This is a genomic window from Chryseobacterium aahli, from assembly GCF_022699665.1.
GTDB lineage: Bacteria > Bacteroidota > Bacteroidia > Flavobacteriales > Weeksellaceae > Chryseobacterium > Chryseobacterium aahli.
The window spans coordinates 18,165-41,030 of record NZ_JALDNB010000016.1 but is presented as its reverse complement, the minus strand read 5'-3'; the positions used below and the strand labels follow the sequence as shown (position 1 = coordinate 41,030).

The following is a 22,866-nucleotide window of genomic DNA, read 5'->3' as shown; positions in this document are numbered from 1 at the left end:
AACCATGAACGAACAACAAAAGAAAAAAACAAGCAAATTTCTGAGCTACGTTCTCAGGCATCATCCCGAACTCATCAATTTGAATTTGAATGAAAATGGATGGGCAGATGTTGATGAATTAATCACAAAATCAAAAAGAGATTCTTATGAAGGCTTTACCTTTGAAGAATTAGATGAAATCGTACAAACTAACGAAAAAAAGCGTTTTGCTTTTAATGAAGATAAAACAAGAATCAGAGCCAGTCAGGGACATTCAGTTGAGATTAAACTGGCTCTGATTCCACAGCAACCACCTGAATTTTTGTATCACGGAACAGCTCAAAGTAATATCGTATCCATTTTAGAAAAAGGTATTGAAAAAAGAAGCCGACAACACGTTCATTTAAGCATCGATAAAGAAACGGCAACCAACGTTGGAATGCGCCACGGAAAACCAATTATTCTCACCATAAGCACGGGAAAAATGTTTGAAGAGGGAGTAGAATTTTATCTTTCGGAAAACGAGGTTTGGCTGACGGATTTTGTGGAAGCAAAATATATTTCAAAATGACAAGTAAAGAATTTGAAGAAGAAGTAAAAAACTTTTCCCCCGACAAAGATGATTTAAAGAAAAAAGTTGATGAATTATTTGGAAAGGGTGCAGGAACCGTACATGTTTTATATTTCATTATCGAGCATAAAAACTGCAGATTAATAGAAGCAATGGAAATTGTTGAATCTTGTCCGAATTATCACAAAAGATTTAAATGAAAAGAACATTAGCAATCGGCGACATTCACGGAGGATTCAAAGCTTTGAAACAAGTTTTTGAAAGAGCTAATGTCACCGAAAATGATACTTTAATTTTCCTTGGAGATTATGTTGACGGTTGGAGCGAATCTTCCCAAATCATCCAATTTTTAATAAAGCTTTCCGAAAAACAGGAATGTATTTTCATCAAAGGAAATCACGATGCGTGGGCAGAAGATTGGCTTTCATTCGGAAATAATCCTGATGTCTGGCTTTTTAATGGTGGACAAAGTACGGTCGACAGTTATTCCGATTATTCTTTAGAAGATTTTGAAATTCATTTAGAGTTTTTTCAGCGGATGAAAAATTATTATGTTGACGAAGAAAACCGTTTGTTTATTCATGCGGGTTATTCATCTATGCACGGACCTGAAAGGGAAGTCTACACAAGTAATTATCGTTGGGATAGAACCTTGTGGGAAACTGCAGTTGCTATGGATAAAAAGTTATCAAAAAACTCAGAACTTTATCCTAAAAAATTGCTTCTGTATAAGGAAATTTTCATTGGTCATACTCCTACTTTACATTTAGGAATTGATAAGCCTGTCAACAAAGCTAATGTTTGGAATCTTGATACAGGTGCTGCTTTTACAGGAGCTTTATCGATAATGAATGTTGAAACCAAAGAATTCTGGCAAAGCGATTTACTTCCGAATTTATATTCAAATGAAAAAGGACGAAATAATTATAATATTAAATTGAAATAAAAAAATACGCTCCAATTTGAAGCGTATTTTTCTTATTTTTTAGGTAAACCTTTTTTAAGTGCATAATTGGCTCTTTCAACGGCTTTTTTCTCTTTCCAGTCCATGTAGCGTTTTTTGTAACGACCTTTCATGAAATTGTCAAAATTTCTCTGAACGGTCAGGTTCCACAAAGAATTGGCTTTCACCGCCCATGATTTGTCCCATGCACGAAGCGAAATGGAGAAACTTCCATCCAAATATTTCATCCAGTGCCACCATCCTGTTGGCATAAACAAAGTGTCACCGTGCTCCAGAAAACATTCAATTCCTTCTACACCGTCCAATGCCGGAAATTTTTCAAAATCAGGATTAGAAATATCATAATCCTCCAAGGCATACGTAGTATAGGGAAGTTTATACAATCTGTCTTTCCATTTGTATTCAAAAAGCAAAACATGTTTTCTTCCGTTAAAATGGGTGTGGAAAATATGAGCTAAATCGATATCGAAATGTAAAAATGTTACAGAACCTTGACCTCCAAAAAACATTCCTGGATATTTATCCAGAAAACCACCCATCAATTCTTTCGGTGGGATGTACTCATCAAGTAATTTCGAAGCGTGTTTGATTGGGTCAAAAAAGAAAATTCGTAGATCAGTAGGTTCACGTTGTATGAGATCGATATAATCTGCAAATTTCATTTCGGTAGTCGGCGTATTGATGGGAGCTGAAGGATCTGCCTTTGCGCTGTCGTAAAGAGGAACAATAATGTCTCCTACCACTTCTTTCACATAATCCATCGTCCATTTTTGATAGGCTGGCCATTTTTTGGCCATATTTTTTATCACTACCGGTTTTCTTGGGATCAGATATTTCTCGCGGAACTCTTCTTGAGTAATATCATCAACAATATCTATAGGTTTTAGAATAACCCCCATTTTTATAAATTTTATGTTACAAAATTATTAAATAAACTTATACGAAAATTGAAATCCTATTCTTTTTAATCTATGATGTTCATCACTTTTTATCGGTTTAAAGAAAAAAATGTTTTTATTCATTGTTTTGTGAAATTATTGAGTCTATCTTTTCTTGAATAATTATAATTAGGGAAATGATTATTCTCGGACAATAAAAATCTTTTAATGAATTATTTAGATCAAATTAAAAATATAAAATAATATCACTATGTTTGTAGTTATAAAATCAATTTAACCTTTGTTCAAAAATTATATCTCTCATAATGTGTAACAAAAAACAAGAACAAATAACTAATTACTCAAATAATAAATTATGAACAGAAAAATTTCCTTATTTCTCATGGTATTTTTCTCAGTCATTGCTTTCGCACAGAAAACAGTTTCCGGGAAAATCACAGATGAAGACGGTGTGGCCATCCCAAGTGCCAGTGTAACGGTAGAAGAGCCCGGCAAAGATGCCATCCTCGCTTATGGAATTACCAATTCTAAAGGAGAATATAAGGTGACATTCACTTCTGCAGAATCTAATGTAGACCTGAAGGTTAAAGCTTTTAACCAAAAACCTTTAACAAAACAAATCTCAAACAGCGATCAGACTTTGACGTTCAAAATGCAGTCTGAGGCAACAGAAATTAAGGAAGTTCAGCTTAAAACCAAAATGATTACCTCAAGAGGTGATACTATTGCTTATGATTTGAAAGCTTTTGACAGCAAAAACGACCGTACTTTGGCAGATGTCATGAAGAAAATTCCCGGAATTGAAGTGAACGCAGACGGTTCTATTCTTTATCAGGGAAATGCCATCAACAAATTCTATGTTAATGGAAAGGATTTAATGGAAGGAGGTTACGGAACCATCAATAACTCGCTTCCAAAAGATGCTGTACAAAAAGTTGAGGTTCTTGAAAACCACCAACCCGTAAAAATGCTTCAGGGGAAAATTCCTTCAGATGCAGCGGCAATTAATATTAAGCTTAAAAATTCTGTAACGATGACAGGTCGTGGCGAAGTAGGAACCGGTTTCGGGGATCCTTGGCTTTGGAATGTGAAATTAACACCAATGTTTTTTGGTCAGAAAAGTCAATGGGTAGTTAACTATAAAACAAACAATGTTGGTGAACAGGTAGAAAACGAAGGGAATATCATCGGTTTCGGAAGCAGCTGGGAAGGCAGAAGAGGAAATGCCTCGCAGAATAATTGGTTGGACGTAGAAAATTCACAAACGCCAAATTTGCCAGTGAGAAGATATTTATTTAATAATGTTCATTATTTATCAGCAAATTATCTTACTAATATTGATAAGAAAAAAGAATGGGAGCTTAAGGCAAACGCAAATTATACAAACAATTCTGTCGAGAGAGAAGATAATGTAGAAACTGTTTACGCGGGAACAGAAGCTCAAGCAGGATCTACAATCACAACAACTACTAGAAATAACTTTTTTACAGACAAATTAAAAGGAGAATTAATTTTCACCAAAAATGCTAAAAAAGGTTTTTTCAAAAACGTAACTACTTTCTCACAATTCTGGAATGCTGACCGGGCATTGGCAACAAGAGTAGGTCGAGTAGGTGATCAGTCATTGCAATCTCCAACATCTTCTTTTCAGAACTCTTTAAGTACAATTATACCTTGGAAAGAAAAGATGGTTAACTTAAAATCTTATATCAATTATCAAGATGATAGTCAGACTCTAAGTATTTCTCCTGCGAATTATTTACAGTTTCCTTATTTGCTTCCAAAAGCTAATACAAGTGACCCAGACGAATTCGGAATCATAAATTTTGCACCGGGAACCAGAGCAGTACAGGATTTCAGAATTAAAACTTTAGATACTTCACACTCTGCTAACATCAGCTTTACAACGAAAGGATGGACATTTACACCTCAAGTAGGAATAGATTTTTCTACTGATAAATTATCTACAAATTTTGAAGGTATGGCTATTCCTAACCCTCTTATACCTAATGATGTTCAGCCAGATTTCAGCAGTTCAGTTTATGAGAATAATTTGAAATTTACTGAACTTGTACCGTCGGCGTCTGTAGGTATTAATTATAAAAGCGATTCATGGAGTATTTTTGCGAATGTACCTGTGAATTTTAACAGCATAAAAGCTGAAGACGACTTGAGAGGTGTTTCAAAATCTCTTAATAAAACTACATTTACTCCAAATGCTTTTGTACAATACAGCTTTGCTTCTTTTTGGAAAGCCAGTTTAAATGGAAATATCAGTAATAATTTTGGAGATATTCAAACAGCTTATGCAGGTTATATGTTATCAAGCCCTGCTGGATTTAACGTAATGGATGCGAATAATCCCATACCAGAAATTAATACCAAAAGTGTTGGTTCTAGAATCGAATATAGAAATCCGCTAAACAACTTGTTTTTTAATGTAAATTATAGAATAAGTGATACCAGCAGGAACTTGTTGTCATCTCCAGTTTTAGATAGAACTACAGGATTTACTTTGATACAATATAGAAATCAAGAGAATTCATCACAAAGTAACAGCTTTAGTGGAGAAATTGGTAAATACTTTCCAAAATTTAAAACCAACCTATCTGTAAATTATAGAAATTCAGATACTGTTTCAGATGCTTTCTTAGATAATACCCAATATGAAAGTCAAAATAACAGTCAGTCTTATGGGTTAAAATTTAATAATACGTATTTCAGCTGGATGAGTATTGACTACAATGTAAGTATGTCTCGTAACAAGCAGGAAAACGTAGGGCTTCCAAATGGCGGAAGGTTAGCAACAAATAAAGGTTTCAACCATAATTTAGCTGCATTCATATATCCATTGGAAAATCATACAATAGGATTTAATTGGGATCAGGTAAATTCTAGTGATGGCGAAAGAAAGTTTGATAACGCATTTTTTGATCTTTCATATCAATATACTTGGTCAAAGAGAAAAATTGACTTTGAATTGAAATGGATGAATATTGCTAACAGAAGAGTGTTTGAAACGTATGATATCTTAGCATCTCAGAATGCAGTACGATACACAAGAATACAGCTGAGACCTAGCCAAGTTATGCTGACGGTAAAATTCAACTTTAAATAAAAACAAAAAAACCAATCTCACTGAGGTTGGTTTTTTGTTTAAATCTAAAAGTCCTGCAAATCCGCAGTAGGGCCATAACTTCCGGGCAACTGAATATCATTTAATCGGTAATAAACTCCCAGTTGTGCACGGTGATGGGTAATTTGACTCAAACTGTGACGGATGGCACCGTATTTTGTCCATGAAGATAGAGTATGTCCTTCATTTTTTAATGACCAGTTTGGTTCAAGATCTTCTTCTTTTGCTTTTTCTAAAGCTTCTTCGCTAGATTTGTAATTGTCTTCCAAAACTTTAAGCAAATCTTCCTTTGTGGTAAGCAGTTTTGGCTGCATTCCGCCTTGTGCAAGATCTATTTCAGAACTGTTCAGCATAAAACCTGCCCAGCCAAAAATTTCCCCAATATGGGTGGCAAGATGTGCCATTTTCATGCTTTTAGAATGCGGGCTGTACTCATTTTTGTCTTCTGGATAGATTTCAAAAAACTTCTTTGTCGTTTGATACTCGGCTTCGAGTTCGTTTCTGAATTGTTTTAATGGGTCCATACAATATTTGTTTTTAGGTACTTAAAGATAAAAATTTTAGATAAAATAATATCGAAAGAAATTTTAATTAAAAAAATCTGTAACAAAATTGTACAACAGCTAACTAATTATGTAAACGTTATTAAAATGAAAAATTTATTTTCAATACTATTTATCGCAATTTTCACAATTGCTAACGCACAAGAAGCCAAAGAAAGCTCAAACCGTTTCTTTTATGAGCTTACTTTCAAACCAAAAAAAGATTCTGCCAAGCTTGATAAAGTAATTGCTGTGTTGGATATTACAGACAAAAACAGATCTGTTTATCAGGATTACACTGTAATTTCACAAGATTCTATCACAAAAGTGGAGATTGAAACAATGCAAAAAGCAGGTGTGTATAAAGACCTTTCAAAATCTCTTAAAACACCGAAGTTTTCAGCAAGAATTCATAAATTCTATCCAAGCATGAAGGTTGAATATGTCGATAAGGTTGCCAACGGAATGACTCCAGTAAACATCGCTTATACTGAAGATTTGAAATTTAACTGGAAAATATTAAACGATAAACAGAAAATTGGTGAATACAATACCCAAAAAGCAACCACAGAATATGGTGGAAGAACTTGGATCGCTTGGTTTTCTTCAGACATTCCTTTTCAGGATGGACCTTATAAATTCAGTGGACTTCCAGGTTTGATTGTGAAAATTGAAGATGCCGACAAAAATTACTCTTGGGTACTACAGGGAAATAAAAAAATAAAAGAATACAACGAGTTTTCTTACATAGAAGGCTTAATGCAGGCGACAGGTGGAAAACCAAAGGAACTTACAAGAGAAAAGTTTGACAAAACATTTAACGATTTCAAAAAAGATCCTTTTTCTTCGGTAAGACCAATGATGACACAGGAAATATTATCGAGACCAGTTCCCGGAACAGATGGCACAGTAGGAGATATGATGAAAAAGCAGGAGAAAATGTATAAAGATTTTTATAATGCAAATGATAACCCTATTGAAAAGTCTCAAGACAAAAAATAACATTCATATTTAACTCAACTATATTGAAATAAACCCAAATGCAGAAATGTGTTTGGGTTTATTTATTTTTTGGTTAAAAGTTTTCTAAATCATTCAAATGACGTTATTTAGATTAAATTTAAATAGAGTATATTTGCACTTACAAAAATATAGGTATTGAAAGATAACTATTTACAAACATTAAGCAACTTTCCTAAGAACAAACTTGGGAAAATTTTGGGCTATGACAATAATCAGTTGAAGATGCCCAACAAAATCATAGAAATGGGGCTTTTGCCTGAAACTGTTTTCAGAATTCTGTACCAGGCTCCTTTCAACGGTCCTCTTTACGTGGAGTTTGGCGAAGAAAAAAGCCGGATTGCACTACGTAGAGAAGAAGGTGAGTTTATCATTGTAGAAGATTGGAATTAATGCAGCAACAAAACAAAAAACAGATACTTTTAGTCGGAAACCCAAACGTAGGAAAATCAACCGTTTTTAATGCACTTTGCAACAAAAAACAGAAGACGGGAAACTACGCAGGAGTAACGGTTTCTAGCCATTCCGGGAATTATACGTATAAAAATGAAGAGGTTGAGGTTGTAGATCTTCCGGGGTCGTACAGCATTTATCCAAGTTCTGAGGATGAGGCTATTTTTTCTAAATTTCTTTTGGAAGGTCAGAAAGATTTTGCAGGGGTTGTCTATATTCTGGAAGCTTTAAGCTTAAAAAGAGGATTGCTTTTATTTCAGCAGATTCAGGATTTGGGAGTTCCAATGATTTTGGTGGTTAACCAAGTGGATCAGGCAGAAAGACGCGGAATCAATATCGATATCGAAAAGTTTTCCGAGGCTTTGAATATCAAAATTATTCAGACCAACGCCAAAGAACAGTTAGGAATTGAAGCCATTCAGGAAGCTGTTCTAAACAATGATTTTGCTAAAATAGAAAAGCCTTCATTTGAAATCCCTGCAGAGCATAAAGATTTTTTAAATAAAGTTTCTTCGCACAATCAATTTGAAAACGATTATAAAGCTTGGATGAGCATTTCTGTTGGTGCAGATATTAATAAATTAGATTCTGCGACAGATTTAATTACGGATTCTGAAGCTAAAAGTTTGGTTCCGAAAAGATTGCAGGTTCAGGAAGTGGTAAGAAGATATCAGAATATTGATAAAATTTTATCAAATGTTATTTCTAAAAAACCTCAGTTCAAAGAACTTTTAACCGAAAAATTAGATAAAGTTCTCGTTCATCCTATTTTGGGTTACGTTGTTTTTATAGGAATTTTGCTGGTTATTTTCAACAGCGTTTTCTTTCTCGCAGAATATCCGATGAACTGGATCGATGAGTTTTTTGCATGGCTTTCTGCATTTAGTAAAGAACATTTACCTGAAGGTCCGATCAATTCACTGATTTCAGATGGAATAGTCCCAGGATTGGGTGGAATCATCATTTTCGCACCACAAATCGGGATTTTATTATACTTCCTTTATCTTTTGGAAGATTCAGGATATATGGCAAGAGTGATTTTCCTAATGGATAGATTCTTACGACCGTTCGGATTAAATGGAAAAAGCATCGTTCCATTGGTTTCAGGAACGGCTTGTGCAATTCCTGCAGTGATTTCAACAAGAAATATTGAGAACTTCAGAGAAAGATTACTCACGATTTTGGTGACACCGTTTATGACTTGCTCAGCAAGACTTCCGGTGTACAGTATTATTATTGGGTTGATTATTTCAGATAAAACGATTTTCGGAATTCAATATAGAGCTTTGGTGCTTTTAGGAATGTATTTGTTGGGATTTTTTGTAGCGCTTCTTTCGGCAGCGATTTTAAAAGGTTTCATTAAAAATAAAGGAAAAACCTACTTGGTAATGGATTTGCCAACCTACAAAAAACCGCTTTTCGGATATGACCTGAAAATGGTTTTGGGTAAAGTGTGGGACTTCATTACCGGAGCTGGAAAAATTATATTCATCGTAAGTATAATCATTTGGTGCTTAAGTTATTTCGGACCAAAACAAAACGACGATCAGATTGTTGCCACGGATGTTGAGCTTGATCATTCATATTTAGCAAAAATGGGGAAAGCGATTGAACCCGCAATTGCTCCATTAGGATACGATTGGAAAATGGGAGTCGGAATTCTGACGAGTTTCGTGGCAAGAGAAGTTTTTGTGGGAACGATGTCTACTTTATACAGTTTGGATGACGATGCTCCCGAAGGCAAAGTAATCGATAAAATGCGAATGGATGTAAAACCCAATGGCGAAAAAGTCTTCAGTTTTGCAACAGGTATTTCGGTTTTATTGTTTTACGCATTTGCAATGCAGTGTGTTTCTACCATTGCAGTAGTTTACAGAGAAACCAAAAGCTGGAAATGGACTGGCTTTCAGGTGGTAATGATGACCGGTTTGGCATATTTTGTGTCATTAATAGCTTATCAAATCTTAAAATAAATGGATTCTTCCTTAATTTTTCAATACATTATCATCGCTCTTGTAGTGCTTTTTGCTTGTTATTCTTTATTCAGATACATCAGGAAAAACTTTGCACCCAAGAAATTTGATTCTAAAAGATCTGGCTGCGATAAGGATTGTGGCTGTTCTTAGCGTTTTGACAGTTAAAAGATGCTTCTATAGAGAAGAACAACTTACTAACGTTAAGCATATTTCATTATTCAATCTTTGTTTTATTCGTATTTTTGCAAAAACATTTTTAATAGTATGTCATTAATAAAAAGTATCTCCGGAATCAGAGGAACGATTGGTGGAAAAGTAAATGATAACTTGACGCCACTTGATGTCGTGAAATTTGCATCTGCATTCGGAACCTGGCTTCAGAACAATAAAAATAAAAAAGATTTAACCTTAATTATTGGGCGTGATGCCAGAATTTCTGGTTCAATGGTTAATTCTTTAGTAACTGCAACTTTGCAGGGATTGGGAATTAATGTCGTTGATCTTGGACTTTCTACAACTCCAACGGTTGAGATTATGGTTCCTGAATTGAATGCTGACGGTGGAATTATTTTAACGGCTTCTCACAATCCAAAACAATGGAATGCACTGAAATTATTAAATGAAAAAGGAGAATTTATCAACGGCGAAAATGGTGCGGAAGTTTTAGCGTTGGCTGAAAATGAAGATTTCAATTATGCTGAGGTTGACGACTTAGGAAAATACGAAACAAGAGATGATGCTTTTGATATTCATATTCAGCAGATTCTTGATTTGCCGATGGTGGATGTAGAAGCCATTAAAGCTAAAAAATACAAAATCGTTTTAGATGCTGTAAATTCTACAGGCGGAATTGCAATTCCGATGCTTTTAGATAAATTGGGTTGTGAAACGGTAAAATTATACTGCGAACCCAACGGACAATTCCCTCACAATCCTGAGCCTTTGAAAGAACATTTGGGAGATATTTGTGAATTGGTGATCAAAGAAAAAGCAGATTTCGGCGTTGTAGTAGATCCAGATGTTGACAGATTGGCTTTGGTAGACGAAAACGGAGAAATGTTCGGTGAAGAATATACATTAGTAGCCGTTGCGGATTATTTGTTGAAAAACAAAAATGGAGTAGCCATTTCAAATCTTTCTTCAAGCCGTGCTTTGAGAGATGTGGCAAAAACTCACAACTCAGAATATTTTGCAAGTGCTGTTGGAGAAGTGAATGTGGTGAATTTAATGAAAGAAAAAAATGCCGTGATCGGAGGAGAAGGAAACGGCGGAATTATCTACCCTGAGCTTCATTACGGAAGAGATTCTTTGGTGGGTGTTGCCTTGTTTTTAACGCATTTAGCTAAAGAAAACAAAAAAGTTTCTGAATTGAGAGCCGGTTACCCAAGTTATTTCATGGGGAAAAAGAAAATTGAATTAACTCCGGATATTAATGTTGATGATCTTTTAACTAAAATGGAAAAAGAGTATCAAAATGAAGAGGTTTCTACCGTTGACGGTGTGAAAATAGATTTTGAAAACAATTGGGTTCACTTGAGAAAGTCGAATACAGAACCGATTATCAGAATTTATACAGAGGCTTTCTCACAGGAAGAAGCCGACAAATTAGGCAATGACATGATTGCTAAAATCAGAAGTTTGATTTAATTCAGAATTTTTGTATATTTAGTATAGAAATATAGTACAATGACAATTACCATTAATCCGAAAAACAAGAAAGAACTTGCCAAAATAAAAGCGATTTTAAAGGCGGTTGAAATTGATTTTGTAGAAGAAAGTCATGATGAGGATTGGTGGAATGAAATTTCTGATACAGAAAAAGAATTAATAGAATTAGGAATAAAGGATTTTGAAGAAGGAAATGTTGTCAGTCATGAAGATTTTTTAAAATCATACGGACGATGATAAAAATAATCTGGTCAATTCGTGCAAGAAAAGAATTTGACAAGGTTTATCAATATTGGACAAGTCATAATAAATCAAATACCTATTCAGAAAAAGTTCTTAATGAAACGTTGCGGATGATTAATCTGTTGAGAAATCAAAATAAAATTGGATTAAAAAGTAATGTGAAAGAATTACGAAGAGTTTTGATTTTGGAAAATTTCTCATTAAGTTATCGAATTTCAAAAAAAGAAATTAGAATATTATCATTTTTTGATAATAGACAAAATCCGAGGAAAAATAAATTTAATTAAAAAAAGTTTTTTCGAAGTTTATAAAATAATTTTGAACTTTGAAAATAACGCAGAGATACTATATTGGAAGAATATTTTGGAAATGAACTTGTAAAAAAGTTCGAGGAAATGATGGAAAATAATGATGAATTCTACTTCGATACAGAAGAATTAGATGATATTATTGTTTATTATCTGGAGTTGGGAGATTTTAATTATGCCGATATGGCAGTAACTTACGGTCTCAAACTTCATCCCAATTCTTTGGATATCAAGATCAAAAAACTTGAAGTGCTCTTAGAATGGGAAGATTATATTACGGCGAAGGAAATGATCGACGAGTTAAAAGGTTCTTCTATGGAGAATACAGACTTTTTGGTATGCTACGCAAAGTATTATTCGAATTTAGGAAACCCTAGAAAATCTATTGAAATCTGTAAAAAAGCTTTAGAATTAAATGAAGAAGAAAACTTCCTGAATAATTTTATTGCAGATGAATATGTGAATTTAGGAGATCCTTTTAACGCTCTTAAACATTACCAGCAGGCATTGAAAGATGATCCTACGGATGAATATTCGTTGGAAAATGCAATGATCTGCTTCAGTGATCTGAATAAGAGTGAGGAAGCAATTGCTTTCCTTAATGACTATCTTGACAATTTTGCCTACTCAGAAGTAGCGTGGAGCGAGTACGGACAGTACTATTTCAACAGAAAAAACTACGAGGAAGCCATCAAAGGTTTCGACTATATGCTGGCAATCAACTCCAGCGCTGTTGGAGTTTACGCAAGTAAAGCAGCCTGTTATGAAGCTTTAAATCAACACAAAAAAGCCATTGAAGTATATGAAGAAATGCTTGAGCTGGAATATACAAAAGCTTTTACATTTTATAAAATCGGATTGTGTTACAAGGCTTTAAAACAGCCGACCATAGCTTTGAATTATTTCCAGAAATCATTGAGAGAAGATCCTCAGTTTTATATGGCAATGATGGAGCAGTCTTATCTTTACGAAGAGATGGGCGGAATGCCGGAAGCGTTGCACTTTGCAAGAGAAGCGACTTTGCTGAATGACGGAAACCTTGAGTATCAGAAAAGACTCGCATTTTTATTTATCGATTCAGGAAAGTTTGAAGAAAGTCTTTCTTGTCTGAAAAAATTGGTAGATGCAGAACCGTCAAGATTTTACAATTGGTATGCCTACACTGAAGTTTTGATGTTGGTGGGTGAATATGACGAAGCTGTAACTGTTTTGATTTCTGCTTTGGAGCATCATAATCGTGCAGAACTGTATTATCAGCTGAGCAATTGTTATTTTAATCTAAAAAATACAACTAAAGGCGCTGAAACTTTAGAGAAAGCATTAGAGTTGGATCCTTCATTGATTACAGATATGCAGAAAAAATATCCGTACATCAAAGATGAGGTGAAGAAGGCTAAAGCGAAAGTGAAGAAAAAGAGTGAATAGAAGGGGTAATAGAGCCTGATATAAAATTTTTATTTGGGCAGCAATTTTCCGCCTTCCGTTCCCAATCTTTTTGTTTTTCTAGAAAAAAACAAAAAGGATTTCCACTCAAGTCGGGCTGCAAAGTAGTCATCAATAAACTTTTTAATCAATTCAAATAAAATAATCCTGCAGCAATGCGGGATTTATTTTTGAACAACGGTCATCAATCTAGCTAATGTAATCAAGAAACTTTGTGGTCTCTGCTAAGTGGAACGCCTTTGCGAACTTTGCGTTTAAAACAATGCATTTAATCATCTAAATGAAATAATCCAGCATTTATTTTTGAGCAACAGCTTTAGCCCTTAAAAAGATCAAACCTGTAATAATGATACTTGCTCCCACAAATTGTAAAACTGTCAGTTTTTCACCGTCTAAAATCCCCCAGATAATCGCAACAATCGGCATCAGCAAAGTAACGGTCGATGCAAACAGCGGAGTGGAAACTTTCAGCAAACGATAATTCATCATCATCGCTAATCCCGTTCCAAAAACAGAAAGTAAGCTCACAAACATCAAACCCATCATATTTTCTTTTGAAAAAGTAAATGTTGAGACAAAACCTGTTGATATTAAGGCAATAAGTGATGGCAAGAATAAAATAAAAGAGAATACAAATGCAGACAAAACCGTCGATGAAACTTCCATCAGCTTAGATTTTACAGTCGTTGTGCTGATTGCATAACATAGTGTTGCCAAAAGTAAAAGTAAAATTGGAAATATTTTAAATTCAGAATCATCTCCGCCACCAAAAGCAAGTAGACAAACTCCGGTGAAACTGATGAAAATTCCAGTCATTTGTCTTTTGGTCGTTTCAAATTTCCAGAATAATGTTCCTACAATAATGACAAAAATAGGCATCATCGAATTGATAATTCCAGCAATACTGCTGCTGATTTCCGTTTCGGCAATAGGAAATAAGAACATAGGGATGAAATTTCCTGTAAATGCGGCTAAAATGAGCCATTTCAAATGTTTCTTCGGAAAGAGTTTGTATTTTGATATTGCGATCGGCATCAGAATAATTCCGGCTATTAAAACTCTCAACGCTCCGACCTGATAAGGAGTAAAATGGTCTAAAGATTTTTTAATTAAAATAAATGATGAGCCCCAAATAATAGTGAGGGTAATCAGAAGAATCCATTTTTCTTTATCTGCGTTCATTGTTTTCGTGTAATGTTTTTAGAAATTCTTTTTTAGAAATCATGGTTGCGCCTAAACTTTCAAGATGCTCCGTATGAGATTGACAGTCGATTAAAGCGAGATCATTTTTATGAGCTTCCACGAAATGAATAAATCCTGCTTTTGAAGCGTTGCTCACTTTTGCAAACATGCTTTCTCCGCAGAAAACTTTTCCTACCTGTAAACCATAAAATCCGCCGACCAATTCGTTATTTTGCCAAACTTCCACGCTTCTAGCAAAGCCATACTCATGAAGTTTGATAAAAGATTCCATGAGCTCATCAGAAAGCCAGGTTCCGTCTTGTCCTTTTCTGCTGACCTGCTGGCAGTTTTTAATAACCTCTCTGAAATTCTGATTTTCGGTAAATGAGAATAAGTTATTCCTCAAAATTTTCCTCATTGATTTGGAAATCTTTAATTCGTTCGTAAATAAAACAAATCTAGGATCTGGACACCACCAAAGAATTTCTTCATCAGGATTGAACCACGGGAAAATACCATTCTGATACGCAAACCAAATTCTTTCCATAGACAAGTCGCCCCCGAAAGCTATAATGCCCTCATGACCGTCATAATGCTGCGGATTGGGAAACGAAATTTCGTTTGGGTCTAATCGAATCATAGGTGAAAAAAATCCCACTTAAAAAGCGGGATTGTATTTGATGGTATGCTTTAATTAAAAAGGTAAATCGTCATCGTCGTCTCCGGCAAAAGGATTTTCGTTAGAAACCGGTGAAGCAGATTGTTGAGAAGATGCCTGGGTTGGCTCAGAACCTGTACCACCATCCATCACTTTTTCTACTCTCCATCCTGTAATCGAGTTGAAATATTTAGTTTCTCCTTGTGGCGAAACCCATTCTCTACCTCTGATGTTGATTCCTACCTTCACATTTTCTCCTTCTTTTAATACATCCAATAAATTTATTTTATCTTGTAAAAACTCGATGTTTATTGGCTGTGGGTATTGTTCTTGTGTAAGAATAACCATTTCTCTCTTTTGGAAACCACTCGCAAATGTTTGAACATCAGTGATTTTCTTTACCGTTCCTTGTAATTCCATATCGTAAATATTAACTTTGTAAAAGTAGTAAATTGAAATGTAATAAAACAACACGGAAAGAAACTTTGTAAAAAAAATAAAATTTTTTGCGAAAACTCTTGCAAATAAAAATTATTGCCCTATATTTGCACTCACAAAAACGAAAGAAGATCTTTAAAATAACTCAATAATAATGCGGATGTGGTGTAATTGGTAGCCACGCCAGACTTAGGATCTGGTGCCGTGAGGCGTGGGGGTTCGAGTCCCTTCATCCGCACTACAAATTGCGAAAATAGCTCAGCTGGTAGAGCACAACCTTGCCAAGGTTGGGGTCGCGGGTTCGAGTCCCGTTTTTCGCTCTCATCACGCCCTGGTGGTGGAATTGGTAGACACGCAGGACTTAAAATCCTGTATCTTCGGATGTACGGGTTCAAGTCCCGTCTGGGGTACTTAAAAAGACTGTTAATCATTGATTAACAGTCTTTTTTGTTTTTAGGGGTGGCTAAAAGGGTGGCTAAAATTTTAATTTTGTCAGAGCTGCATTACGTTTGTGCCTCACTTTTCTATTTATTCAAATTTGTAATCTGTTATTTTATCTAAGTATTTTATACCAGTGAAATTTCTTATGCCACGTCTTTCAAATAGATTATAAGAGATTTCTTCCTTTTCGTCTTCAATATTACCGACTTCTTTATCAATATATACCATATGATATAAAGGTTTAATTACAATTAAAAGATTACCAGAATCTGTAAAATCTCTAGAAATTAATTTCCATTTTAAATGTACTTCTGTATCGATTCCCAATGTTGGACTGATGTAAAAATTACCGGAGAAAAAATAGTCCTCAGGTACCAAAGTTGGATCACTAGGCTTAATATATAAGGATTTTTTTGAATTACTATATTGTTTTACATTATTTGTAAATTTTGGCTCAAACAATATATTTTTGCTTTCAGCACCTACTTCATTAAAAAGACCTTCATAATCAAGCGTAATTTTATAATCTTCAATTACAGATTGGCCAGAATTTTTTATTTGTATTTTAAGCCAACAAACATCTCCCCAAACATGCTTTTCCCCAATTAGTGCATGATTGAAATTTAAGTTGTTATTGGAAGTGGTAGCTCTGTTAATATGTAAAACATTTTCGATTTCTTTTTTAGGAAATTTCATCTCTAAAAAAACCTTTCTGAGTGATTCAATATACTTTTCTTCTTCTTCTAATTTTTGTACCTCAGACTTTAATCTATAACGTGTAATCTTTTTTTGAAATTTTGGATGACACACAACTTCTTTTAATCCATTTTTAAATGTTACAGATATATCCTTGACTTTATGAAAATCTTCATTTTTAAAGTACCAATTGTATACTTCGGGAAACTCACATAACTTCCTCTCAAAAAATTCCCAAAAACAAATTTGAATTGAAAAAAAACCATTTTTAATATTTTCTACACTAGTTTTTCTAACATACTCTTCAATTTTTTGATCCTTTGGAAGTGAGGTTGCGATAACTAATTTGTTTAGACTTGGTTGAAAACATTTTGCTTTGTCAATTTCTGCTTGTATATCTTTTATTGTAATTCTATTTGGTGAGCCATTAATTAGATTTAGCTTTTTATTTTTACACTGTATTCCATTGTATTTTAATCCATCATCTACAGCACCATATATATCAACACCATTTTGACCTTGAGAATTATCAGAATTAAATTCGATTTCATGGGGGATTTTCCATATTTCACCAAAAAGTTTTAGACACAAGGTTTCAAAATCTTGCCAATTCTTCGGAGGATGTATATTCAATGGTGATTTCATTATAAATAGTAGAATTTTATAAATTGTTTATAGTAAAGAAAGAATGTTTCCACAATCCTGAAAATTATTTCTTTGATTATCAGTGTCGATCACTGGATTTGAAACAGTTTTATTAACGATTATATGAGGGAAATTATTTACAACAAAGTCGAAATGTGTATTTAAATTTTGATTAGAAGCCATAATTAAAACATCTATTTTCTTGTTCCGAAACTCCTCAATAGCTTTAACGATATATTTTTTATCATAATCTCCCATCGTGTAAAATGCAATTATTCTATTGTCCGTTAAAATTACTTCCGCTTCGAAATCTCTATTTATGGGATTACCAATCGGGGTTTGGTAAGATATTGTTCTTGTGTATCTACTTGAGATTAGTTCTTCAAACACCAAATTTAAAGTTGTAGATTTTCCAGAATCTCCGGCGCCTCTTAAAATTATTACTCTCATTTCTTATCCTAATATCATTTGTTCTACTAGTTTATTGGCTTGCTCTAAAATATTTTTTGCATCTGTTTGCAGAGCTTTAGCATGACTACGGACATATTGAATATGCCGTGCTATTTCGTATTGTTTTTGTAAATCAATTTCTCCTGTTTCATTTTTTGGTAAAATGATATTTTGGTTAAAATAATTTTGCATTATCAAATTACGAATTCCATTTGTTTGACTTTGCATCGTTTCAGTTAATTTGACATTATGAATTACTTTTAAAAAATAGAAAAGAAACTGTGGATTAATTTTAGATTGATCTACTCTTATTTTGTGAATAAAATTACTATGTGCCAACGTATGACTTTCAAATATTTCTTTTGTAATTAAAGCAATTCTTCCTACCGGTTGGTCGATACTTCCACCAGATTTTTCTATAAGTAAATCGTTTGGCTGTAGATCTATCTTTTTAATTTTTTCGTTTTTGATTAGACGATACTTCACTCTTGAATTATCTAATTTTAAATTATATACATTATCAAATTCAGTTGCACGAATAACCAAGCATTTAGTGTATTCATCTTCTTTATATTCTTCTTCAACTTCTATTCCCCAATCTCCTGCTACGCTTTGGCTTATAAATTGTTTAAGTGGCAAAACCACAAATTTTTTCTTATTTACATCTTTGATAGCATTTTTTAAATTAATGGTATTTATTTCATAAGGAACTGGATCAAACCTGCTACCTGTAATTTCGCTAAAAGAAGTAGTAAATATTCGGTTTTGTAGGCTATTGTCTTTTACGGGTAATGTAATGCCTAATTCACCCAAAAGATACGCGTCTATACTGTTTAATAATTGTTGTGCTTCGGCTTCTTTTTGCTGTTTTTGTTGGTAAGCGGATTGGTAAAGGTCTACGATTCGTTGTTGGATGTTTATTGGAGGAACAACAATAGGAAGTGGACGAAGCTGTTGATTATTTATGTTTTTTTGAGCTGCCTGTGGAGCCAATTTTTCAACATATTTTTGAATTGCCCTTAAATAAAAGTTTAAATATTCAATTTTAATAAAATCAACTTTAGGAATTAGGGCAACTAAACTGTCTGGAAAACAAGCTTTGTAATTAATTATTGCCGTACTTCCGATGTTCGCTGCAATTGTCATAACTAATGTATTTGCTTCAAACAATCTGCTTGTGCCCAGCCCTAATTCATTTAAAGTTTGAGTAAACATAACCTCTCCATTATGTTGACTTGCTTCAACAATATTACCAGTTTGTATAAAGGGGTAATTTCCATTAAAAAATCTAGGATCATTTCTTGGTCTATGTCCAAACCTGCCTCTTTGAAAAATTACGATCTCACCTAATTTAAAAACTTTATAATTAGTGTCTTTTACAATACTAAGATTAGAGACTGAATTATAATAAATAGGGTCAAATCTTCCTTCTAATTTAGAGCGATTGACAATAAAAATTTTATTTGGGTCAGTATGTGTGGGAAGGTTATACATCACAGTATATTAAATTCAGATTTCAACAAACTCAAAATATTTCTTACAGCAATGTCCTTTATGCTATTATAATAAGTGTCACGATTATACGGTATGTATTGTAGTTTGTCCATGTCAAATGGAGGTACACTTGGGTCAGTTTCTGCTTTTAGCAAAATCATATGTTTATTTTGTCCTTCCGCAAAACCAACTTCAAATACAACATTGGCGTTTGAGCCTGTAATGTCAGCAATAAAAATATCACATTCCTTAATTTTTTCTATTAATCTTTTGTCTATTCTTTGGCTTTTGCCACTAAACCGCATTATCGGAATAAGCTCAACTGTTGTATTGGCTTTTTTTGTTACTTCTTCGCAAACTGCTTTAAATAATTTGTTGTATTCTGTTACTTCGGCGTGGCTCCAGTATGGCATAGCAACGAAAACACTGTAAGTACGTTTTTCGTGCATTTTAATGAATACATCAATAATAGTTTGCGTATTCACTTCCGCAATATCAAACAATTGATTAGTCAATATCCAAGTGCGGAATTTTTTGAAAACTTCTGGTTTTTCTTTTACTTTAATATAAATAAAAGCTAATAAAAGATTTACATTTTTGTTGGCAGATAGTTTGTGTTCATCTGCATAAATAGCGTCTACTTGTTGTATACTCTTTTGAATTGTATTTGCTTTTTCATCTACTAAAAGATTGCTGCATTGAAGACAAAAAGTTTTTAGGGATTTATCAATTATGCTATTTATACTTAGAAATTGATACTCTTTTACATAACTATAAAGTTGTTTTGTTTGTAATGCGTTTTTTCCTAACAATTCAGTTAGTTGACCATCCGAAAATAAATTTCCTTCTAAAATAGATTTTAAATTTTGCTCAGATGTAAGCCTTTCGGATTTTGAATTAATTAAATGAAAATATGCTGTCTCTAATCGTAAAGACTCATCATTTTTTTGCTGTAATAAAATGTTAAAAGGCACATAATAATCTAATACAGTACCATTTAAGATTTGCTTATCTTCTTCTTTTACACTGGTAAGTAATATATCTATAGCACTTAAACGATGACTACCGTCTATACGGCTCAAATATTTTTTATCGGTTGTTTTAAATTCAAGAGCAATTCTACGAAGCAAAGGGCTATCAAATTTATCCGCAGCTTCATAATCTTTAAAATCTTTACTAATAACAGTAAGATCAATATCTTCTTCGACTAATCCTCTTGTGCCGCTAAGAATTTTTGTAATAGCATTTCCGTCATTGAAATTGAGACACAAGGTTACTTCCGAAAAAAATCTAAACTCGCTATTTTTTAAAAACTCCAAGATAGCCTTGCTTCGTTCAACATCAACCGGACGCTGATAAGTGTCTTCTATTTTGGATAATTTTGCTAAATCTGATATTTTGGCAAACCCTCTGAACGATAATGCTCCACCAAATATATTTTCTATTACACCTCTCAATATCATATTTCGTTGTTTTCAATTACGTTAATAAATTTTTCTAACTCGATTGCAATAGTGTCCAGCTCATTTACATTGGTTTTTTTACCTGTAGCATCGTAACCAATATCGTCGGCAATTGCCATAAAGATGGGATAGTCGGGTAATTGTCTTTCATTAGCTTGCTGGTATTGCAATTGCAGGTTTTCTTTTAATTCTTGTAATTGCTCAGCAAACCGGGAGTTTATTTCGGCTTTGTCCTCCTGCATTAATTCCACAATTTCCTTTTTATCTTTTTCGGGATAGTTGGTTTTGTATTGTTTCTCCAGTTCTTTTATGGCTTGTTTTTTCTCTTTATCCCAACCGGCAATTAGTGTTTTGTAGTGATTGGTATCTAAGAGGTTGAAGCGTGTTCTTTGTTTGATGTTTCTAATCTGCTCTGTTTGGTTTTCATCGTATTTTCTTAAAAACAAAACTGAACTTTTTACTCCAGCACCATTAGCGGCAAATGCCGTTTGGGGTAGAGAAACTACGGCTACTATGCGGAAGGTTTCTTCTATATGGGTACGTACATATTGTAAACTACTGTTGGTAAGTATGCCGTCGGGTATCACAATAGCCAAATAGCCGTTTGGTTTTAAAAAGCGATAACATTGCTCTATAAACAATACTTCGGTACTTTGATTTTCTCGATACGTTTCGGGTTTAGCAGCTACAGCTAACCAATCTTCTTCTTTTTTGCCGAGTTGAAAGGTTTTGAGATAAGCTTTTTCTGTTTGTCGTACAATACTACCAAAAGGAGGATTGGTAATGATGACATCAAACCTGTTGTATTGGAATCCTTTGTTTTCAGTATTTCTTTCGATGGCTTCGGGTGTGAGCAATCCGTCAGATGTTATGACGTTGGTATGTCCATCGTCATGAATAATCATATTCATTTTAGCAGCACGAGAAATCTGCTCATTTATTTCTATTCCATAAAGGTTTTTCTCAGCAAAGTCATGCCAAAATTTGCGGTGTTTTTGACTTTGCCTCACGTCGTTTTTATGATTAGGATATAATTCATCAGCTTGCTTACGTACCTTATTGAGGGCATACAGCAAGAAGCCACCACTACCGCAAGAAGTATCTAACACTAAAGAATGATTGGTAATGGGCAACACTTTAACTGTAAACTCAACTATTGGTCGAGGGGTAAAATACTGACCAAAATTCCCTCTAAAAAATGAACCCATAAAGGTTTCAAAAGCTCGTCCTTTTGCATCTAAATCGGTTTCACCGATATTTACATCTTGTAAATAAGCTACTACGGTCCTTATTTTTTCGGCACTTAGACGTATGTTATCTCTGAAAACTTCTTTGTCTTTTTTCCTTCCCTCTTCATACAAACTTTCGACACGCTCCTTTAATTGCTGGTTTTCTATTCTTCTTTTTTCGGCTTCAATTTGTAAAGGGCTTAATTTCGTATAACTCGGTACGGCTTCTGTATCTACCGTTATGATTTGAAAATCATAAGGTTGTCCTGGTTTTCGATCCTTTTTCTCATCCCATATTTTACAGAAAATAAGCTTGTCCAATTCATCAAATGCTTCCGAAGGGTTTAACTGTCCACCTCCCCAAAGGGCATCGTGGGCTTGCTTAAATCTTCTTGTAAGATCATCTTCCCCAATTTCTATCAAATCAAAATAATCTTGTTTGCCTTCTATTTGTTTTAAACTTTCGGCATCATATACAAATTTATAATGAGCTAAATTTTTCACACCAAATTGCGGTATATCAGGCTGGGTAATACGGGTATGTTTAGATTTATCTACTTCAAAATACTCATTATTATCTCCATTGGTCACCCATACATATTTTACCTCATTAGGCATAGCATAAGCATAACTATACGCTTGTTCTACAGCCTGTAAAAATTCTTGCTGACTTACATTCGGTTTTTTACATTCTACCAAGATATGTGGTTGCTCACAAGCATCATCATTATATACCACTATATCTGCCTCTTTGATACCCGAGCCCATAGCTACAGATACATATTGTTTTATGCGTTCTGGTTTATATTTGTATTGCAATACTAATTTTAAAAAAGCTTCTACCTGAACTTTTTCCTCTGGATTGTTATAATTTCTAAAACGATGATAGTTTATATATTTTATCTGGCTTTTATCTTCATTAAATAATATTAAACCTTTATTAACACCTTGTTGTAATAAGCTCATTT

21 protein-coding genes and 3 tRNA genes are annotated in these 22,866 nt (G+C 33.9%); 14 read left to right on the top strand and 10 right to left on the bottom strand.

Features of this window, described 5'->3' with window-relative positions:
• The first annotated feature begins 4 nt into the window (after window positions 1-4).
• Genes MQX03_RS19620 through MQX03_RS19610 form a run of 3 tightly spaced genes read left to right on the top strand, consistent with a single transcriptional unit; the run spans window position 5 to window position 1,496 of the window.
• Entirely contained in the window at window positions 5-550 is a 546-nt protein-coding gene (locus MQX03_RS19620) for an RNA 2'-phosphotransferase (RefSeq protein WP_242805237.1), read from the top strand.
• Window positions 547-750, top strand: coding sequence for a hypothetical protein (locus MQX03_RS19615; RefSeq protein ID WP_242805235.1), 204 nt, complete (start codon window positions 547-549; stop codon window positions 748-750). Before MQX03_RS19620 ends, MQX03_RS19615 begins: the two co-directional genes overlap by 4 nt.
• Window positions 747-1,496 carry a metallophosphoesterase family protein gene (locus tag MQX03_RS19610; RefSeq protein WP_242805234.1) on the top strand — a complete coding sequence of 250 codons (750 nt, stop codon included), beginning with the start codon at window positions 747-749 and terminating at the stop codon, window positions 1,494-1,496. The genes MQX03_RS19615 and MQX03_RS19610 overlap by 4 nt, the downstream gene beginning before the upstream one ends.
• Before the next feature lie 32 nt (window positions 1,497-1,528).
• On the opposite strand, the gene MQX03_RS19605 is transcribed toward MQX03_RS19610, so the two are convergent.
• The gene (locus MQX03_RS19605; RefSeq protein ID WP_242805232.1) at window positions 1,529-2,413 is read right to left on the bottom strand and encodes a cupin-like domain-containing protein; all 885 of its coding nucleotides are present in this window, start codon (window positions 2,411-2,413) and stop codon (window positions 1,529-1,531) included.
• Window positions 2,414-2,768: 355 nt separating this feature from the next.
• Here MQX03_RS19605 and MQX03_RS19600 point away from each other — a divergent pair, with 355 nt between their 5' ends.
• Complete coding sequence (locus MQX03_RS19600) at window positions 2,769-5,531, top strand: TonB-dependent receptor (protein WP_242805230.1); 2,763 nt, start codon at window positions 2,769-2,771, stop codon at window positions 5,529-5,531.
• Between the two features lie 44 nt (window positions 5,532-5,575).
• Here the strand turns inward: MQX03_RS19600 and MQX03_RS19595 are convergent, their stop codons facing one another.
• On the bottom strand, window positions 5,576-6,073 hold the full coding sequence (locus MQX03_RS19595) for a DinB family protein (RefSeq protein ID WP_242805228.1): 498 nt from the start codon (window positions 6,071-6,073) through the stop codon (window positions 5,576-5,578).
• A 126-nt stretch (window positions 6,074-6,199) separates the two neighbouring features.
• Between MQX03_RS19595 and MQX03_RS19590 the strand changes: the two genes are divergently transcribed.
• From MQX03_RS19590 to MQX03_RS19560, 7 genes are all read left to right on the top strand, one after another.
• Window positions 6,200-7,093 carry a GLPGLI family protein gene (locus MQX03_RS19590; RefSeq protein ID WP_242805226.1) on the top strand — a complete coding sequence of 298 codons (894 nt, stop codon included), beginning with the start codon at window positions 6,200-6,202 and terminating at the stop codon, window positions 7,091-7,093.
• 156 nt (window positions 7,094-7,249) lie between these two features.
• Window positions 7,250-7,504 carry a FeoA family protein gene (locus tag MQX03_RS19585; protein ID WP_242805224.1) on the top strand — a complete coding sequence of 85 codons (255 nt, stop codon included), beginning with the start codon at window positions 7,250-7,252 and terminating at the stop codon, window positions 7,502-7,504.
• Window positions 7,504-9,537, top strand: a complete 2,034-nt coding sequence (feoB, locus tag MQX03_RS19580) for a ferrous iron transport protein B (protein WP_242805222.1) — start codon at window positions 7,504-7,506, stop codon at window positions 9,535-9,537. The genes MQX03_RS19585 and feoB overlap by 1 nt, the downstream gene beginning before the upstream one ends.
• A gap of 267 nt (window positions 9,538-9,804) precedes the next feature.
• Complete coding sequence (gene glmM / locus MQX03_RS19575; RefSeq protein WP_242805220.1) at window positions 9,805-11,187, top strand: phosphoglucosamine mutase; 1,383 nt, start codon at window positions 9,805-9,807, stop codon at window positions 11,185-11,187.
• 39 nt (window positions 11,188-11,226) lie between these two features.
• The gene (locus MQX03_RS19570) at window positions 11,227-11,445 is read left to right on the top strand and encodes a DUF2683 family protein (RefSeq protein ID WP_242805218.1); all 219 of its coding nucleotides are present in this window, start codon (window positions 11,227-11,229) and stop codon (window positions 11,443-11,445) included.
• The gene (locus MQX03_RS19565; protein WP_242805216.1) at window positions 11,442-11,738 is read left to right on the top strand and encodes a type II toxin-antitoxin system RelE/ParE family toxin; all 297 of its coding nucleotides are present in this window, start codon (window positions 11,442-11,444) and stop codon (window positions 11,736-11,738) included. The genes MQX03_RS19570 and MQX03_RS19565 overlap by 4 nt, the downstream gene beginning before the upstream one ends.
• A gap of 63 nt (window positions 11,739-11,801) precedes the next feature.
• Window positions 11,802-13,184 (top strand): tetratricopeptide repeat protein, encoded by a 1,383-nt coding sequence (locus tag MQX03_RS19560; protein ID WP_242805214.1) that lies wholly within the window; start codon window positions 11,802-11,804, stop codon window positions 13,182-13,184.
• A 315-nt stretch (window positions 13,185-13,499) separates the two neighbouring features.
• Here MQX03_RS19560 and MQX03_RS19555 read toward each other — a convergent pair whose 3' ends face one another.
• The 3 genes from MQX03_RS19555 to MQX03_RS19545 are packed head-to-tail and all read right to left on the bottom strand — an operon-like array spanning window position 13,500 to window position 15,462.
• The gene (locus MQX03_RS19555) at window positions 13,500-14,384 is read right to left on the bottom strand and encodes a DMT family transporter (protein ID WP_242805212.1); all 885 of its coding nucleotides are present in this window, start codon (window positions 14,382-14,384) and stop codon (window positions 13,500-13,502) included.
• On the bottom strand, window positions 14,371-15,024 hold the full coding sequence (gene aat / locus MQX03_RS19550) for a leucyl/phenylalanyl-tRNA--protein transferase (protein WP_242805210.1): 654 nt from the start codon (window positions 15,022-15,024) through the stop codon (window positions 14,371-14,373). The genes MQX03_RS19555 and aat overlap by 14 nt, the downstream gene beginning before the upstream one ends.
• A gap of 54 nt (window positions 15,025-15,078) precedes the next feature.
• Complete coding sequence (locus MQX03_RS19545; RefSeq protein ID WP_059124376.1) at window positions 15,079-15,462, bottom strand: DUF3127 domain-containing protein; 384 nt, start codon at window positions 15,460-15,462, stop codon at window positions 15,079-15,081.
• A 174-nt stretch (window positions 15,463-15,636) separates the two neighbouring features.
• On the opposite strand from MQX03_RS19545, the gene MQX03_RS19540 reads away from it, so the two are divergent.
• The 3 genes from MQX03_RS19540 (at window position 15,637) to MQX03_RS19530 (ending at window position 15,890) form a co-directional block, all read left to right on the top strand.
• A tRNA-Leu gene (locus tag MQX03_RS19540) sits at window positions 15,637-15,718 on the top strand.
• 9 nt (window positions 15,719-15,727) lie between these two features.
• Window positions 15,728-15,800, top strand: a tRNA-Gly gene (locus tag MQX03_RS19535).
• An 8-nt stretch (window positions 15,801-15,808) separates the two neighbouring features.
• Window positions 15,809-15,890 (top strand) — tRNA-Leu (locus tag MQX03_RS19530).
• Between the two features lie 118 nt (window positions 15,891-16,008).
• Here MQX03_RS19530 and MQX03_RS19525 read toward each other — a convergent pair.
• From MQX03_RS19525 to MQX03_RS19505, 5 genes are read right to left on the bottom strand one after another with little or no spacing between them, the layout of a single operon-like run.
• Entirely contained in the window at window positions 16,009-17,262 is a 1,254-nt protein-coding gene (locus MQX03_RS19525; protein ID WP_242805208.1) for a hypothetical protein, read from the bottom strand.
• 27 nt (window positions 17,263-17,289) lie between these two features.
• Entirely contained in the window at window positions 17,290-17,712 is a 423-nt protein-coding gene (locus MQX03_RS19520) for a hypothetical protein (protein WP_242805206.1), read from the bottom strand.
• Between the two features lie 3 nt (window positions 17,713-17,715).
• Window positions 17,716-19,206: a restriction endonuclease subunit S gene (locus tag MQX03_RS19515; RefSeq protein WP_242805204.1), complete on the bottom strand. Its 1,491-nt coding sequence runs from the start codon at window positions 19,204-19,206 to the stop codon at window positions 17,716-17,718.
• Entirely contained in the window at window positions 19,206-20,669 is a 1,464-nt protein-coding gene (locus MQX03_RS19510) for a nucleoside 2-deoxyribosyltransferase (protein ID WP_242805202.1), read from the bottom strand. The genes MQX03_RS19515 and MQX03_RS19510 overlap by 1 nt, the downstream gene beginning before the upstream one ends.
• A complete protein-coding gene (locus MQX03_RS19505; RefSeq protein ID WP_242805200.1) occupies window positions 20,666-22,864 on the bottom strand; it encodes a restriction endonuclease subunit M in 2,199 nt (732 codons plus the stop codon). The genes MQX03_RS19510 and MQX03_RS19505 overlap by 4 nt, the downstream gene beginning before the upstream one ends.
• Window positions 22,865-22,866: the final 2 nt, after the last annotated feature.

What these genes read in the sequence shown, in the direction of transcription:
- aat (WP_242805210.1), bottom strand. Translation starts at nt 15,024, where the DNA reads ATGATTCGATTAGACCCAAACGAAATTTCGTTTCCCAATCCGCAGCAT.
- MQX03_RS19590 (WP_242805226.1), top strand. Translation starts at nt 6,200, where the DNA reads ATGAAAAATTTATTTTCAATACTATTTATCGCAATTTTCACAATTGCT.
- MQX03_RS19600 (WP_242805230.1), top strand. Translation starts at nt 2,769, where the DNA reads ATGAACAGAAAAATTTCCTTATTTCTCATGGTATTTTTCTCAGTCATT.
- MQX03_RS19595 (WP_242805228.1), bottom strand. Translation starts at nt 6,073, where the DNA reads ATGGACCCATTAAAACAATTCAGAAACGAACTCGAAGCCGAGTATCAA.
- MQX03_RS19520 (WP_242805206.1), bottom strand. Translation starts at nt 17,712, where the DNA reads ATGAGAGTAATAATTTTAAGAGGCGCCGGAGATTCTGGAAAATCTACA.
- MQX03_RS19515 (WP_242805204.1), bottom strand. Translation starts at nt 19,206, where the DNA reads ATGTATAACCTTCCCACACATACTGACCCAAATAAAATTTTTATTGTC.
- MQX03_RS19525 (WP_242805208.1), bottom strand. Translation starts at nt 17,262, where the DNA reads ATGAAATCACCATTGAATATACATCCTCCGAAGAATTGGCAAGATTTT.
- glmM (WP_242805220.1), top strand. Translation starts at nt 9,805, where the DNA reads ATGTCATTAATAAAAAGTATCTCCGGAATCAGAGGAACGATTGGTGGA.
- MQX03_RS19545 (WP_059124376.1), bottom strand. Translation starts at nt 15,462, where the DNA reads ATGGAATTACAAGGAACGGTAAAGAAAATCACTGATGTTCAAACATTT.
- MQX03_RS19555 (WP_242805212.1), bottom strand. Translation starts at nt 14,384, where the DNA reads ATGAACGCAGATAAAGAAAAATGGATTCTTCTGATTACCCTCACTATT.
- feoB (WP_242805222.1), top strand. Translation starts at nt 7,504, where the DNA reads ATGCAGCAACAAAACAAAAAACAGATACTTTTAGTCGGAAACCCAAAC.
- MQX03_RS19620 (WP_242805237.1), top strand. Translation starts at nt 5, where the DNA reads ATGAACGAACAACAAAAGAAAAAAACAAGCAAATTTCTGAGCTACGTT.
- MQX03_RS19605 (WP_242805232.1), bottom strand. Translation starts at nt 2,413, where the DNA reads ATGGGGGTTATTCTAAAACCTATAGATATTGTTGATGATATTACTCAA.
- MQX03_RS19505 (WP_242805200.1), bottom strand. Translation starts at nt 22,864, where the DNA reads ATGAGCTTATTACAACAAGGTGTTAATAAAGGTTTAATATTATTTAAT.
- MQX03_RS19510 (WP_242805202.1), bottom strand. Translation starts at nt 20,669, where the DNA reads ATGATATTGAGAGGTGTAATAGAAAATATATTTGGTGGAGCATTATCG.
- MQX03_RS19570 (WP_242805218.1), top strand. Translation starts at nt 11,227, where the DNA reads ATGACAATTACCATTAATCCGAAAAACAAGAAAGAACTTGCCAAAATA.
- MQX03_RS19565 (WP_242805216.1), top strand. Translation starts at nt 11,442, where the DNA reads ATGATAAAAATAATCTGGTCAATTCGTGCAAGAAAAGAATTTGACAAG.
- MQX03_RS19610 (WP_242805234.1), top strand. Translation starts at nt 747, where the DNA reads ATGAAAAGAACATTAGCAATCGGCGACATTCACGGAGGATTCAAAGCT.
- MQX03_RS19615 (WP_242805235.1), top strand. Translation starts at nt 547, where the DNA reads ATGACAAGTAAAGAATTTGAAGAAGAAGTAAAAAACTTTTCCCCCGAC.